The organism is Nonomuraea ferruginea (assembly GCF_039540635.1).
GTDB lineage: Bacteria > Actinomycetota > Actinomycetes > Streptosporangiales > Streptosporangiaceae > Nonomuraea > Nonomuraea ferruginea.
In genome coordinates, this window is the sequence record NZ_BAABFD010000033.1 from 65,990 (window position 1) to 78,881 (window position 12,892).

15 protein-coding genes and 1 rRNA gene are annotated in these 12,892 nt (G+C 71.1%); 5 read left to right on the plus strand and 11 right to left on the minus strand.

The window, feature by feature from the left end; all coding sequences use genetic code 11:
- Nucleotides 1–12: 12 nt before the first annotated feature.
- From ABD999_RS41415 to ABD999_RS41435, 5 genes are all read right to left on the minus strand, one after another.
- A complete protein-coding gene (locus ABD999_RS41415) occupies nucleotides 13–1,272 on the minus strand; it encodes an HD-GYP domain-containing protein (RefSeq protein WP_148029333.1) in 1,260 nt (419 codons plus the stop codon).
- Nucleotides 1,269–2,624, minus strand: a complete 1,356-nt coding sequence (locus ABD999_RS41420) for an HD-GYP domain-containing protein (protein WP_219548976.1) — start codon at nucleotides 2,622–2,624, stop codon at nucleotides 1,269–1,271. The genes ABD999_RS41415 and ABD999_RS41420 overlap by 4 nt, the downstream gene beginning before the upstream one ends.
- Before the next feature lie 225 nt (nucleotides 2,625–2,849).
- Entirely contained in the window at nucleotides 2,850–3,788 is a 939-nt protein-coding gene (locus ABD999_RS41425) for an NAD-dependent epimerase/dehydratase family protein (RefSeq protein WP_148029331.1), read from the minus strand.
- Between the two features lie 9 nt (nucleotides 3,789–3,797).
- The gene (rsrA, locus tag ABD999_RS41430; protein ID WP_148029330.1) at nucleotides 3,798–4,064 is read right to left on the minus strand and encodes a mycothiol system anti-sigma-R factor; all 267 of its coding nucleotides are present in this window, start codon (nucleotides 4,062–4,064) and stop codon (nucleotides 3,798–3,800) included.
- Nucleotides 4,061–4,666 carry a sigma-70 family RNA polymerase sigma factor gene (locus ABD999_RS41435; protein WP_261808837.1) on the minus strand — a complete coding sequence of 202 codons (606 nt, stop codon included), beginning with the start codon at nucleotides 4,664–4,666 and terminating at the stop codon, nucleotides 4,061–4,063. Before ABD999_RS41435 ends, rsrA begins: the two co-directional genes overlap by 4 nt.
- Nucleotides 4,667–4,899: 233 nt before the next feature.
- Between ABD999_RS41435 and ABD999_RS41440 the strand changes: the two genes are divergently transcribed.
- Entirely contained in the window at nucleotides 4,900–5,637 is a 738-nt protein-coding gene (locus tag ABD999_RS41440) for a class I SAM-dependent methyltransferase (protein ID WP_148029329.1), read from the plus strand.
- Between the two features lie 4 nt (nucleotides 5,638–5,641).
- On the opposite strand, the gene ABD999_RS41445 is transcribed toward ABD999_RS41440, so the two are convergent.
- Entirely contained in the window at nucleotides 5,642–5,974 is a 333-nt protein-coding gene (locus tag ABD999_RS41445; RefSeq protein ID WP_148029328.1) for a TraR/DksA family transcriptional regulator, read from the minus strand.
- A 158-nt stretch (nucleotides 5,975–6,132) separates the two neighbouring features.
- Nucleotides 6,133–6,879, minus strand: a complete 747-nt coding sequence (locus tag ABD999_RS41450) for an SOS response-associated peptidase (RefSeq protein ID WP_271276579.1) — start codon at nucleotides 6,877–6,879, stop codon at nucleotides 6,133–6,135.
- A 249-nt stretch (nucleotides 6,880–7,128) separates the two neighbouring features.
- Here ABD999_RS41450 and ABD999_RS41455 point away from each other — a divergent pair, with 249 nt between their 5' ends.
- From ABD999_RS41455 to rsgA, 3 genes are read left to right on the plus strand one after another with little or no spacing between them, the layout of a single operon-like run.
- Nucleotides 7,129–7,620 (plus strand): Uma2 family endonuclease, encoded by a 492-nt coding sequence (locus ABD999_RS41455; RefSeq protein WP_271276604.1) that lies wholly within the window; start codon nucleotides 7,129–7,131, stop codon nucleotides 7,618–7,620.
- A 28-nt stretch (nucleotides 7,621–7,648) separates the two neighbouring features.
- Nucleotides 7,649–8,938: a 3-phosphoshikimate 1-carboxyvinyltransferase gene (gene aroA, locus ABD999_RS41460; protein WP_271276578.1), complete on the plus strand. Its 1,290-nt coding sequence runs from the start codon at nucleotides 7,649–7,651 to the stop codon at nucleotides 8,936–8,938.
- 34 nt (nucleotides 8,939–8,972) lie between these two features.
- Entirely contained in the window at nucleotides 8,973–10,031 is a 1,059-nt protein-coding gene (gene rsgA / locus ABD999_RS41465; RefSeq protein ID WP_261808317.1) for a ribosome small subunit-dependent GTPase A, read from the plus strand.
- A gap of 7 nt (nucleotides 10,032–10,038) precedes the next feature.
- On the opposite strand, the gene ABD999_RS41470 is transcribed toward rsgA, so the two are convergent.
- Nucleotides 10,039–10,482 (minus strand): DUF4442 domain-containing protein, encoded by a 444-nt coding sequence (locus ABD999_RS41470; protein ID WP_148029324.1) that lies wholly within the window; start codon nucleotides 10,480–10,482, stop codon nucleotides 10,039–10,041.
- 100 nt (nucleotides 10,483–10,582) lie between these two features.
- On the opposite strand from ABD999_RS41470, the gene hisN reads away from it, so the two are divergent.
- A complete protein-coding gene (hisN, locus tag ABD999_RS41475) occupies nucleotides 10,583–11,365 on the plus strand; it encodes a histidinol-phosphatase (RefSeq protein ID WP_148029323.1) in 783 nt (260 codons plus the stop codon).
- Here hisN and ABD999_RS41480 read toward each other — a convergent pair.
- From ABD999_RS41480 to rrf, 3 genes are all read right to left on the minus strand, one after another.
- Nucleotides 11,362–12,147, minus strand: a complete 786-nt coding sequence (locus tag ABD999_RS41480) for a fructosamine kinase family protein (RefSeq protein ID WP_148029322.1) — start codon at nucleotides 12,145–12,147, stop codon at nucleotides 11,362–11,364. The two genes, hisN and ABD999_RS41480, sit on opposite strands and share 4 nt — an antisense overlap.
- Nucleotides 12,134–12,616 carry a low molecular weight protein-tyrosine-phosphatase gene (locus tag ABD999_RS41485; RefSeq protein WP_271276577.1) on the minus strand — a complete coding sequence of 161 codons (483 nt, stop codon included), beginning with the start codon at nucleotides 12,614–12,616 and terminating at the stop codon, nucleotides 12,134–12,136. The genes ABD999_RS41480 and ABD999_RS41485 overlap by 14 nt, the downstream gene beginning before the upstream one ends.
- A gap of 177 nt (nucleotides 12,617–12,793) precedes the next feature.
- Nucleotides 12,794–12,892 (minus strand): 5S ribosomal RNA (gene rrf / locus ABD999_RS41490); the annotation flags it as partial.

Here is a 12,892-nt window from a genome sequence, read left to right on the forward strand (position 1 = left end):
ACTGCGCGACCCCTACAGCCGCAGCAGCAGGCGGCCCGCCACGCGGGCCAGCGCCTCGACCGCGTCGGCATCGTACGCGACCCCCGCGCCCAGCCTCAGCCGTTCCAGCGCGGCGCTCGCCCGGTCGCGGTCGGTCGACCCGCCCAGCAGGTCGTCGTAGGCGTTGACGACCTTGATGATGCGGCTGGCCAGCGGAGGGTCCTCGCTCACCGGGTCGCACTGGCGGCTCACCAGGTCGGCCACCCGGTCCAGCACCCCTGTCTGCCTGATCACCTCGGCGCCCAGCTCGGCGATGCGCCGGGCCTGGTCGGGCTCGGCGAGCACGGTGGCGCCGCCGGGGATGGGGTCGCGCAGCGAGAGCTGGCCGATGTCGTGCATCAGCGCGGCGTACTCGAGCTCCAGCAGCTCCGGCTCGGCCATGCCCAGCTCCCTGCCGACGGCCACGGCCAGGCGGCTCACCCTGCGCGAGTGGCCCGGCTCGACGTAGCCGCCGACCTCGGTGACCCTGGACAGGGCGCGCACGGTCTGCAGGTAGGTGGCGCGGATCCCGGCGTACTTGCGGAAGGCCACCTGGGTGACCAGCAGCGGGGCCGCGAACACGAGCAGCGCCACGAGGTCCATGCTGTGCGTGGCGAGCGCCAGCAGCACCCCGGAGGACGCCACCGCGGCGCCGAGCGGGAAGGCGACGTTGAGCTCGTCGCGCAGCGCCACCCGGAAGGCCGTGCGCACCTGCTCGGCCCTGAGCATGGCCGCGATCAGCATGTCGATCAGCAGCATCAGGCCGATCAGCACCACCATCACGCCGAGGGCCGGCCACCAGGTGCCGCCCTCGCCCTGGGTCAGCCAGTAGAGCGGATCAGCGAGCGGCCTGAAGGCGGCGGCCAGCAGCGCGCCGGTGAGCAGGCGGCGGGCCATCGCGTCGAGCCGGGGAGGACGGCCGACCGCCAGGTGGGGCAGCGCGCCCGCGATCATGCCCACCGCGATCACCGCCACGACCTGGAGCGCGGAGTGGTGCAGCTGGACCTGGCTGAGGTCGAGCAGCAGCGTGTAGCCGAGCGCGGCGGCGGCCCCGATCGGGGCGACCTCCCGGTTGCCCGGCATGGTGAGCCTGGCCAGCTCTCCGGCCGCGATCAGCGCGCCGAACCCGACGGCGATCTCCGGCCGGTCGAGCCCTTCGGCCGAGACATGGGCGATGCCCGCCAGAGCCACGGCGCCCGCGGTGCAGATGAGCAGCAGCTGACCCGTGCGGAGCCGCCGGAGCGCGCGGGTCACTGCCCGGTCACCACTTGGATGGGCATGGTGGGGTCGTCGTGGTCCTTCGTGGGGGTCTCGGCGGCGTCGGGGGGCGGCAGATCGACGCGCCGCGGCGGCTGCCACGGCTCGCGCTCCAGCGCCCGCACGAACGCCGCCACCATCACCGGGTCGAACTGGGTGCCCGCCCCCTTGCGCAGCTCCTCCACGGCCACGCTGACGGGCCGCGCGCCGCGGTAGGAGCGGACGGAGGTCATCGAGTCGAACGCGTCGGCCACCGCGATGATCCGGGCGAACTCCGGGATCTCGTCGCCGGCCAGCCCCATCGGGTAGCCCTTGCCGTCGTGGCGCTCGTGGTGGTGCATGATCCCGGCGAACGCCTCGTCGAGGAAGTCGATGCCCTGCACGATCTCCAGCCCGCGCATCGGGTGGAGCTGGATCGCGGCGAACTCCTCCTCGGTGAGCGGCCCGTCCTTCTGCAGCACCTTGGTCGGCACGCCGAGCTTGCCCACGTCGTGCAGCATGCCCGCGTAACGGATGGCGCGCATCCGCTCCACGCCCATGCCGACCTCCTCGGCGATCATGCCGGACGCCAGCGACACCCGGGTGCAGTGGCCTCGGGTGTAGTAGTCCTTGGTCTCCACCGCCTGGCACAGCGCCGCGATCGTCGCGTCGTACGAGCGCTGCTGCGCGTGATACTGGCCGAACGCCCAGCGCGCCACGAACAGCGGCACCAGCACCAGCACCGCCGAGATCGACTGGATGGTCGCCCACAGGCCCGCCACCAGCAACCCGAACGTGCCGTAGCCGAAGTAGGACAGCAGGAACTGGGCCAGCCCGCGCAACGGCATCTCGACCGGCCTGACGCGGGTCGCCAGCCGGACCATGGTGAGCGTGAGCAGGATGTTGAGCGGCACGAACACCGCGGTCGCGCCCACGTACGGGCCGATGAGGTCGTCGAACTCGTGGACCTCCGGCACGCCGATCGCGCCGCCGAGCCAGACGTAGACGAAGCCGGCCGCGTAGCCGCAGATGGCGAACTGCGCCCCGTTGAAGACCCGCTTGATGAGCGGCAGCCCGGGCCGCACGCTCAGCACGGCGGTCAGCCCCACCAGCGCCGCGCCCTCGGGCCCGATCAGCACCACGGCGGCCAGCGCCGCCGAGAAGCTGACCGACACCGCGAAATGCTCCACGGTCAGCAACGTCGGCATCGACTCGCACACCAGGAACAGGAGCATGAGCACGAGCAGGACGTCGAGCTTGCCCGCGACGGCCGAGCCTCCAGGCGCGACGGCGCTCCACCCGACGAGCCCGGCCACCGCTCCGATCAGGGCGACCAGGTAGACCCTCGCGGGCCACGGCAGATCACGCATTGCGGCCCCCAACGCACGTTCAGGTCCAGGAAACCCCGGGGGGCGTGGCCATGCCCACAAGGAACGCGGCCACGGGGGTGATGAGCACGACGGCCGTGAACAGCCGGGCGATCAGTGGCTTCAACATGCGCTGGCCTCCACGTCGATTTCTGGGGCTCACGCTACAGAAGACGGCGCCCGCAAACCGGCCGAGTCACGAATCGCAAGCAAAGTGTAATCGAACAACTACCTGCGGCGACTTCTGGCCCATTCGACCGTGTTCTTCACGCCTGTGGACAAATCAACGCGCGGCTCCCAGCCGAGGCCCTCATAGGCGGGCACCGGGTCGACGGCCATGGCCGGCAGATCGCCGGGCCGCGGCGGGGCGAAGCCTGGCTTGTCGGGCGCGCCGGCCGCGTCGGCGATCAGCGAGTGGAGCCTGCGGTCGGTGGTCTGGATGCCGGTGCCGAGGTTGAACCGGCGGCCGTCGCCGGCGGAGCCGCACGCCCGGACGAAGCCCTCCACGACGTCGTCGACGTAGACGTAGTCGCGGGTCTGCGTGCCGTCGCCGTAGACGACCGTGGGAGTGCCGCCGAGCAGCGCGTCGGTGAAGATCGACACCACGCCCGCCTCGCCTTCGGGCGACTGGCGCGGCCCGTAGACGTTGGCCAGCACGAGCGTGGTGTATTCCATGCCGTACAGGCCCCGGAAGGCGGCGAGATAGGTCTCGCCGCTGAGCTTGGAGGCGGCGTAAGGGGAGCGCGGGTCGGTGGGGGCGCCGGCCGGCACGGGGATCGTCTGCGGCCTGCCGTAGACCGCGACGGACGAGGCGAACACCACCTTGCGCGCGCCGCCCTCACGCGCGGCGGTGAGCACGGCGGCGGTGCCGGTGACGTTGAGACTGGCGTCGAGCACCGGGTCGGCGACGCTCTTGCGCACGCTGATCTGCGCGGCGAGATGGCAGACGACCTCCGGCCTCAGCTCGGCGGCCAGGGCGACCAGGGCGGGGTCGCGGATGTCGAGCTCATGCAGCCGGAGCCGGCCAGTCCCGGTCGCCTGGGCGAGGTTGTCGCGGCCGCCCGAGGACAGGTCGTCGACGACGGCGACCTCATGCCCTTCGGCGAGCAGACGGTCGACGAGATTGGATCCGATGAACCCGGCACCCCCGGTGACAAGCACGCGCATGGGGAGATCCTAGTCGGACAGCTCGGCCCTCACCCGTGCGATACGCGCCAGCACTTTGTCGCGCAGGTCGTCGGGGACCGGATCGCAGCCGCACTTCTTGGCGACGAGCTGCTTGATCGCCTTGTCGAGGTCGTACTCCTCCAGGCAGGGGCCGCACTCGTCGAGATGCACGCGGATGTCGGCGACATCTCCGGCGGTCAGCTCGCCGTCGAGGTACTCGTAGACCCTGTCGAGCACCTCACGACAGTCGGTCTCATGCGGCTTGCCACAGCTCATTTCGATCCCTCCGTCGGGACCAGGCCCCGCTCACGAGCGTAATCCTCCAGAAGACCGCGCAACTGTCTGCGCCCGCGATGGAGCCTTGACATCACGGTGCCGATCGGAGTGCCCATGATGTCGGCGATCTCCTTGTAAGGAAAGCCCTCGACGTCGGCGAGGTAGACAGCGATCCGGAAGTCTTCGGGCAGCGCGGCCAAGGCCTCCTTGACGTCGCCGTCGGGGAGGTGCTCGAGCGCCTCGACCTCAGCCGACTTCAGCCCGCTGGAGGTGTGGGAGCCGGCCCGCATGAGCTGCCAGTCTTCGATCTCCTCGGTGCCGGCCTGCTTGGGCTCGCGCTGCTTCTTGCGGTAATTGTTGATGAAAGTATTGGTGAGGATACGGTAGAGCCACGCCTTGAGGTTGGTGCCTTCCTGGAACTGGTGGAAGGACGCGAACGCCTTGGCGAAGGTCTCCTGCAGCAGGTCCTCGGCGTCGGCGGGGTTCCGGGTCATCCGGAGCGCGGCCGAATAGAGCTGCTCGAGGTAAGGCATGACATCACGCTCGAACCGCTCGCCCCGCTGTTCCAGAGTCTCCGCGCCTGTCGCGGGCACCGGACCCACCCCCCTAAGATCACCGGTGACCAGCTGTGGCGGGACACCGTACTCAGGGGAGGATACCCGTTCGCCGGTGACCGGGCGGTCATCGGGGAGGGCGTCGAGCAAAGTGAGCATGCTCCTCGCAACACGCCCGTGTCTTCGTCTGTTCCCGCAAGATAGAAGGTGACGAACAACCCGGTGCGGGGAAAACCATACGTACCGGCTGGTAGCCATTTTCCGGAACCCAGGAGTCGCGCGTGCTGCCCATTCCGGCCGAGGAACTCAACGGCTCAGGAACGCTGGGGCCGTACTGGACCTTTTACCACGCCGTCGTCGCCGAACAGCTCAGCAGATGGCTCCCCGCCCAGCCCTCGGTCGTCCTCGACCTGTCCGGCGGCCGCGGCCGGTGGTCCAGCCAGGCCGCCCGGGCGGGTCACCGGGTGATCGAGGTGCTCGACTTCCGCCGGACTTCAGAGGGCGTCCGGCTGCGGGAGGCGGGGCTGGTCCGCCACGTGCGCGCCGACGACCTGTCCTTCCTGCCCGACGAGAGCGTCGACGCGGTGGTCGCCGAGGAACGCGCGATGTCGATCGAGCTGATGGCCGAGTCGGCGATGAGCGACGTGGCCCGCGTGCTCAAGCCCGGCGGGCGCGCCCTGGTGTGCGTCGACTCGCTGGTGCTCGGCATGGCGATCCTGGCCGAGCAGGGCCAGTGGCAACACCTGCGGCAGACCGGCGAGGTCATGCTGGTGCCGTGGCCCGACGGCAGCATCACGCGCTGCTTCAGCAGCACGCAGCTGCGCGAGCTGCTCATGGGCGCCGGCCTCGACGTCGAGTGGGTGCGTCCGCGCACGGTGCTGTCGCCCTCGACGGTCGACCACGTGCTCGGCTCCGACACGCGCACCCTGTCCTACCTGGTGCGCACCGAGCTCGACGCGCGTCCGGACGAGGACGACACGGTCGGCATCCACCTGGTGGCCAGCGCCCGCAAGATCTGAGCGGTCAGCGCCTGCGCTCGCGCTTGCCCTGGCACTGCACGCACCGCGACGCCTCCGGGCGGGCCTCCAGCCTGCCCTCGGGCACCAGCGCGCCGCAGTCGACGCACCGTCCGTAGGTGCCTTCGTCCAGCCTCTTGATGGCGTCGACCACCGCCCTGCGCTGCGTCGTCGCGACGGTCAGCATCGCCCTGGCGCGATCGGCGTCGGTCAGGTCGGAGCCCGCGTCGGCGGCAGAATACTCCCGGATCGCCACCGGGTCGCCCTGCAGCACCCCGATCGAACGGTCGAGTTCGGCGAGCATGTCTTCCAGTCGCTCACGAGCGGTCGCGGCGTCCACGGATCCGCACCTCCGGGAAAGTGAGGGCAACCCGCGACGGGAGCTCCCCGGTAATCCCGCGCGGTGCGATTGAGGGGCATTTGATAAGCAGTGACACCGCGTACACGCATGCCATTGCTTTCCTCACCGGATGCCCGCTTCACACGCTCCTTACACCTTCAGAAAAGCGCGCTTCCCCCCTCCTCCGGAAGCGGCTCGACGAGGCCGGGGCCGTTGTTCCTGACGTTGTTGACGTCGGTGCTGACGGGGTGGGCGGTGAGCCTGCCCGGCTGGGCCGGCACCAGCAGTCGCTGCGCCTGCTCCGTGTCGGTGACCTTCGGGTCGAGCCACTCGCCCCAGCGCTCACGCTCGATCATCATCGGCATGCGGTCGTGGATGCGGCCCAGCTCGTCCTCCGCGTCCGTGGTGATCACCGTGCAGGTGACGAGCCACTTCAGCGGGTCGTCGTCGGCGCGGTTCGGGTCTTTCCAGAACTCGTACAGCCCCGCCATCGCCAGGACCCCGCCGTCGGACGGATGGATGAAGTACGGCTGTTTCTTCTTCTTGTCGCCCTCGACCGGCATCCACTCGTAGTAGCCGTCGGCGGGCAGCAGACAGCGCCGCTTGGCGAACGCCTGCCGGTAGGACGGCTTCTCCGCCAGCGTCTCCGCCCTGGCGTTGATCATCCGCGACCCGACGGACGGATCCTTGGCCCACGCCGGCACCAGCCCCCATTTGACCACCCGCAGCTGCCGCACCGCCCGCTCGGCGTCCTTCGGCACGCGGCTCAGGACGGCGTAGACGTTCTTGGTCGGCGCCACGTTGTAGTCGGCGCCGAGCTCCTTCTCAGGGTCGGCGTCCTGCTCCACCTGGAACTCCTCGAGGAGCTGGTGCTTGTCGCGCGCCGACGCGTATCTCCCGCACATTCCTCCACACTGCCACGTCCGTCATTCGCTCGCGTGTACGAGTCGCATGCGCAATACTCTGAGTATCGAAGAGGACACGAAGGGATACGGACGATGGTGACGACTTCTCGCAAGACTCACGGATGCCCCGCTCCGTCTCCCGAGCCGGAGGTGTCCGCCACGACCGGCGAAGTCCCGCCCGCCCCCGCGGGCGAAAACGAGCTCACGACCCTTCGCGACGTCTACGACGCCCTGGTCGGCCGCACGAAGATGCGCGCCGAGATCATCGACGGAAGGTTGATAGTGAGCCCCCTAGGCACCCCCGAACATCAGGACATGGCGACGACCCTCGCCGTCGTTCTGCGCCCCCACGCCGTCGCACGCGGCTGGAAAGCCGTCGCCGGCCTCGGGATCTGCACGGACGGGACACGTGACCCGTACGAGCCGGACGTCGCGGTGTACCCACCCGACGCGCCCCGCTGGGGAGCCCGCGAGGTGTACGCGAGCGGGCTCGTCATGGCGGGCGAGGTCGTCTCGGCCGGCAGCGTCGGCGACGACCGCGACCACAAGCCCGGCATTTACGCGACCGCCCGCGTCCCGATCTACATGCTCGTCGACCCCGTCTCGGAGCCCGCCCGGGTCACCGTGTTCAGCGAGCCGAAGGACGGCCGCTACACGATCGCCACCACCGTAGACCTGGGCAAGGAGATCCACCTCCCCGACCCCGTCGACTTCCTGCTCGACACCGCCGTCTTCCTGTGACGGCGCGGCGGGCCAGTAGGCTTTGAGCATGCCTGACGCCCACTGGTCCGCCCCGCACGCCGACGCTCCCGTCTCGGCGTCCGTCTCGCTGCCCGGTTCGAAGTCGGTGACCAACCGGGCGCTGGTGCTCGCCGCACTCGCCGACGGTCCCTGTGTCGTACGCCGCGCGCTGCGCAGCCGCGACGCCGACCTGATGGCCGGGGCGCTACGGGCCCTCGGCGCCACGCTCACCGCGTCGGCCGAGACCGCCTCCAGCGTCGACTACACGGTCACGCCGGGGCCGATCCGCGGCGGCGCGCACATCGACGCCGGGCTGGCCGGCACCGTCATGCGGTTCGTGCCGCCGGTGGCCGCCCTCGCCGACGGCCCGGTGGCGTTCGACGGCGACCCGCACGCGCGCAAGCGCCCGATGGGCCCGATCCTCGACGCGCTGCGGGCGCTCGGCGCTCGGGTCGACGGCGACGCGCTGCCGTTCACCGTCCACGGGCCGCTCGCCGGCGGCGAGGTGACGGTCGACGCCTCGGCCTCGTCGCAGTTCGTCTCGGGCCTGCTGCTGGCGGCCGCCCGGTTCGAGAAGGGGGTGGCGGTCCGCCACGCCGGCCCGCCGGTCCCCTCGCAGCCGCACATCCAGATGACCGTCCACATGCTCCGCACCGCCGGCGTCCGGGTCGACGACCACGAGCCCGACGTGTGGCGCGTCGAGCCGGGGCCGATCGCGGCCCGCGAGTGGGTGGTGGAGCCCGACCTGTCCAACGCGGCGCCGTTCCTGGCCGCCGCCCTCGTCACGGGCGGCACGGTGACGGTCCCCGGCTGGCCGCTGGAGACCACCCAGCCGGGCGACACGCTGCGCGACCTGCTCGCCCGGATGGGCGGCGACGTCCGTCTGGAGTCCGCCTCAGGCGACGTCGCCGACCTCGTCGTGAGCGGCACGGGAGAGATCGCCGGGATCGACGCCGACCTGCGCGAGGTGGGCGAGCTGACCCCGACCGTCGCCGCGCTGGCCGCGCTCGCCGGCACGCCGAGCCGCCTGCGCGGGATCGCCCATCTGCGCGGCCACGAGACCAACCGGCTCGCCGCGCTCGTCACCGAGATCAACCGGCTCGGCGGCGACGCCGAGGAGACCGGCGACGGGCTCGTCGTCCGTCCCCGCCCGCTGCGCGGCGGCCTCTTCCACAGCTACGACGACCACCGCATGGCCACGGCCGGCGCGGTGATCGGCCTGGCCGTTCCCGGCGTCGAGGTGGAGAACATCGCGACGACGGGTAAGACCCTTCCGGAGTTCGCCGACATGTGGGCCGCCATGCTGGGCGACCGGTGACCGCCATGCGCGGATACCTCCCCCTTCCCGGGGTATGCGGCCCCTCTGGACGAGCCAGCGAGGTCATAGGAGTGGACCGCTGAGAAGGCGGGAGTACGACGAGGACGACGTACGGGTCAGGCCGGGCAAGGGCTCCAGGCCGCGGACCCGCATCCGCCCTGCCCACGACGACGCGGAGCAGGGCTTCGTGGTGGCGGTCGACCGGGGCCGCTACACGACACTGGTGGAGGCCAGGCGCAAGCAGCAGCGCCGCCTGGTGGTGGCCATGAAGGCGCGCGAGCTGGGCCGCAAGGGCATCGTGGTCGGCGACCGGGTGGCGCTCGTGGGCGACGTCTCCGGCCGGCCCGACACGCTGGCCAGGGTCGTCCGGGTGGAGCCGCGCACGTCCATGCTGCGGCGCTCGGCCGACGACACCGAAGACACCGACGGCATCGAGCGGCCGGTGGTGGCCAACGCCGACCAGCTCGTCATCGTGACGGCGCTGGCCGACCCGCCGCCCCGGCCGCGCATGATCGACCGCATCCTGGTGGCGGCGTTCGACGCGGAGATCGACCCGCTGCTCTGCCTGACCAAGTCCGACCTGGCGCCGCCGGACGACCTGGTGGCCCAGTACGCCCCGCTGGGGGTGCCGCACGTCGTCGTCCACCGGGGCGGCTCGCTGGACGAGCTGCGCGACCACCTCAAGGGGCGCATCAGCGTGCTGGTCGGGCATTCAGGGGTGGGCAAGTCGACGCTGGTCAACGTGCTCGTCCCCGACGCGAACCGAGCCGTGTCGCAGGTGAACGCCGTGACCGGGCGCGGCCGCCACACCTCCACCTCGGCCGTCGCCCTCGAACTGCCCGAAGGCGGGTGGATCATCGACACGCCCGGTGTCCGCAGCTTCGGCCTGGCCCACGTGTCGGTGGAGACGGTCCTGGCCGCCTTCCCCGACCTGGTGGAGGGCACGGTCAAGTGTCCCAAGGGCTGCACCCACCTGACGGAGGGCTGCGCCCTGGACGCCTGGGTGGCCGCCGGTCACGCCGACACGGCCCGCCTGCGCTCCCTCCGCCGCCTCCTGGCCAGCCGGGAAGGCGCGCTCGACGACAGCCCCTGACCCGACCTCAGCGGGAAGGGCGCAGGGTCCAGGAGACGGTGAGGGTGGCCACCACCGTGCCTTCCTCGTTCCGTACCTCGACCTCGACGTCGAACTCCGGCCGCTCACCGGCGTCCAGCCGCCCCACCACCTCCTCGCGCGCGGCCAGCAGCCGCGCCGACGCCACGATCTCGCCCTTGGCCAGCTTGAGGTAGCGGACGGTCGACGCGGTAGCCAGGGGGACCGCCCGATTGAGCTGGTCGCCGAAGGCCGTGAGCATGGCGGCGCCGGACGCCGACTCGGCCAGGGTGAACAAGGCGCCCGCGTGCGGACCGCCGACATGGTTGTGCAGGTCGGACCGGTCCGGCAGGCGGCAGACGGCGCGCCCGTCGGCGGCGGAGTCGAAGGTGATGCCGAGAGTGCGGGCGAAGGGCACGGTCTGGAGCAGCAGATCGCCGACGTCAAGTGACATGCCCGCATGCTACTAGCCGGTAACCGAAAACCGGGCTTATCAGAAAAGCCGCCGCGGGTGACTGCTGTTCGGCACAGGCGGCACGGTAGCGTGACACTTCGTGCAGGGATACCACGATGACCTCCGTCTCGCCCACGTCATGGCCGACGCCGCCGACGACCTGACGATGCGGCGCTTCAAGGCGGTCGACCTCAAGGTCGAGACCAAGCCGGACCTCACCCCGGTCAGCGACGCCGACCGCGCCGTCGAGGAGTCGATCCGCGGCACGCTGCGCCGCGCCAGGCCGCGCGACGCGGTGGTGGGTGAGGAGTTCGGCAAGACCGGCTGGGGGGCCAGGTCGTGGATCGTCGATCCCATCGACGGCACCAAGAACTACGTGCGCGGGGTCCCCGTCTGGGCGACGCTGATCGCGCTCATGGAGTACGGCAAGGTCGTGGTCGGCCTGGTGTCGGCCCCGGCGCTGGGCCGGCGCTGGTGGGCGGCGACCGACGGCGGCGCGTGGACCGGCAGGAGCCTGACGAAGGCGACCCGGATGCGCGTGTCGTCCGTCTCCAGCCTCGGCGACGCGTCCTTCTCCTACTCCAGCTTCAGCGGCTGGGAGAAGACCGGCCGCCTCGACGGCTTCCTCGACCTGGGCCGCTCCTGCTGGCGCACTCGCGCGTACGGTGACTTCTGGTCGCACATGATGGTGGCCGAAGGCTCGGTGGACCTGTCGGCCGAGCCGGAGCTGTCGCCGTGGGACATGGCGGCGCTCACGGTCATCGTCGAGGAGGCGGGCGGTCGCTGGACCGACACGGCGGGCGTGCGCGGCCTGGAGGGCGGCAGCCTGGTGTGCACCAACGGCCTCCTGCACGACGAGGTCATCAGCCGGCTCAACTCCTAGAGCGCCAGCACCTTCGCCACGGCGTCCATCAGGCTGCCGTGGTACGCGCCGCCGAACAGCACCACGTGCACGAGCAGCGGATGCAGCTGGTGCAGCGGGACCCGTTCGCGCCAGCCGTCCCCAAGCGGGGCCTCCTCCTGGTACGCGCCCAGGATCCGGTCCAGGTACGGCGCCCCGAACAGCGCGAGCATGGCCAGGTCGGTCTCCCGGTGGCCGCCGTGGGCCGCGGGGTCGACCAGCACGACCCGGCCGCCCGACCACAGCAGGTTGCCGCTCCACAGGTCGCCGTGGATGCGGGCGGGCGGCTCCGGCTCCCCGGCGACCTCGGCGAACCGCGCCACCGCCCGCTCGACGAGCGCCAGGTCACGGGACGGCAGCCGGGCCGTCATGGCGAACGGCAGCACCCGCCGCTCCGCGTAGAAGGTCGGCCAGTCGCCGGCGGGCGTGTTGTCCATCGGCAGTTCCGCGATGAACCCCGGCCAGGGCGCGCCGAAGGCGTCCGCCCCGGCCCGGTGCATGAGCGCCAGGTCGCGGCCGAAGCGCTCGGCCGCGGCGGCGCTCGGCGGCTCCTCGTCCACCCACGACAGGACCAGCCGATCCGCACCGGCCTCGATCACCTCGGGTACGGCGATGACCTCGCCCAGCCAGCGCAGCCCGGCCGCCTCGGAGGCGAAGACCGGCGAACGGGCTCCCGTCTTGGCGAACACCACGCGGCCGTCGTCGAGCACGCCCCGCTGCAACCGCCAGCCGTGGGACGTGCCCAGGTCCTCAGTCGATCTCATCGGCGATGTGCTTGGCGATGCCCACGGACGCGGCCTCCACCAGGGTAAGCACCTCGACGAACCCTTCATCGCCCCCGTAGTACGGGTCGGGCACCTCGGCGCCGACAGGCGCGTCAGGGTCGAAGGAACGGAACAGCCGCACCTCCACGCCGGAGGTCGCCATCCGGCTGAGGAACGCCCGGTTGTCGCGGTCCATGGCCAGCACCAGGTCGTAGCGGTCGAACCAGTCGGCGGTGAACTGCTGGGCGACGTGCTCGGATCCGTCGTACCCGTGAGCGGCGAGCACCCGCAGCGCCCGCTCGTCCATCGGCCCGCCGGCGTGCCATCCGCCGGTGCCGGCGCTCTCCACGATCACCTGGTCGCCCAGCCCGTGACCATCCAGCACCTTGCGGAGCACGGTCGCGGCCATCGGGGAGCGGCAGATGTTGCCCATGCAGACCACGCACACGCGGTAAGTCACTGAAGTCATACCTCCATCATGGGGCCGGTCCGGAGTGCCGGTCGTCCGTTCGCCCTCGCGGAGCCGGAACGTACCGGTGTAATCGCGGTGGCCCCACAAACAAGAAAAGCCCCGAAGCCGTAGCCTCGGGGCTCACCACGAGAAAGGCCCCGACACTCCTGTCGGGGCCTTTCCCATATGAAAATTGTCCGGCGGTGACCTACTCTCCCACACCCTCCCGAGTGCAGTACCATCGGCGCAGAGAAGCTTAACTTCCGGGTTCGGAATGTAACCGGGTGTTTCCTT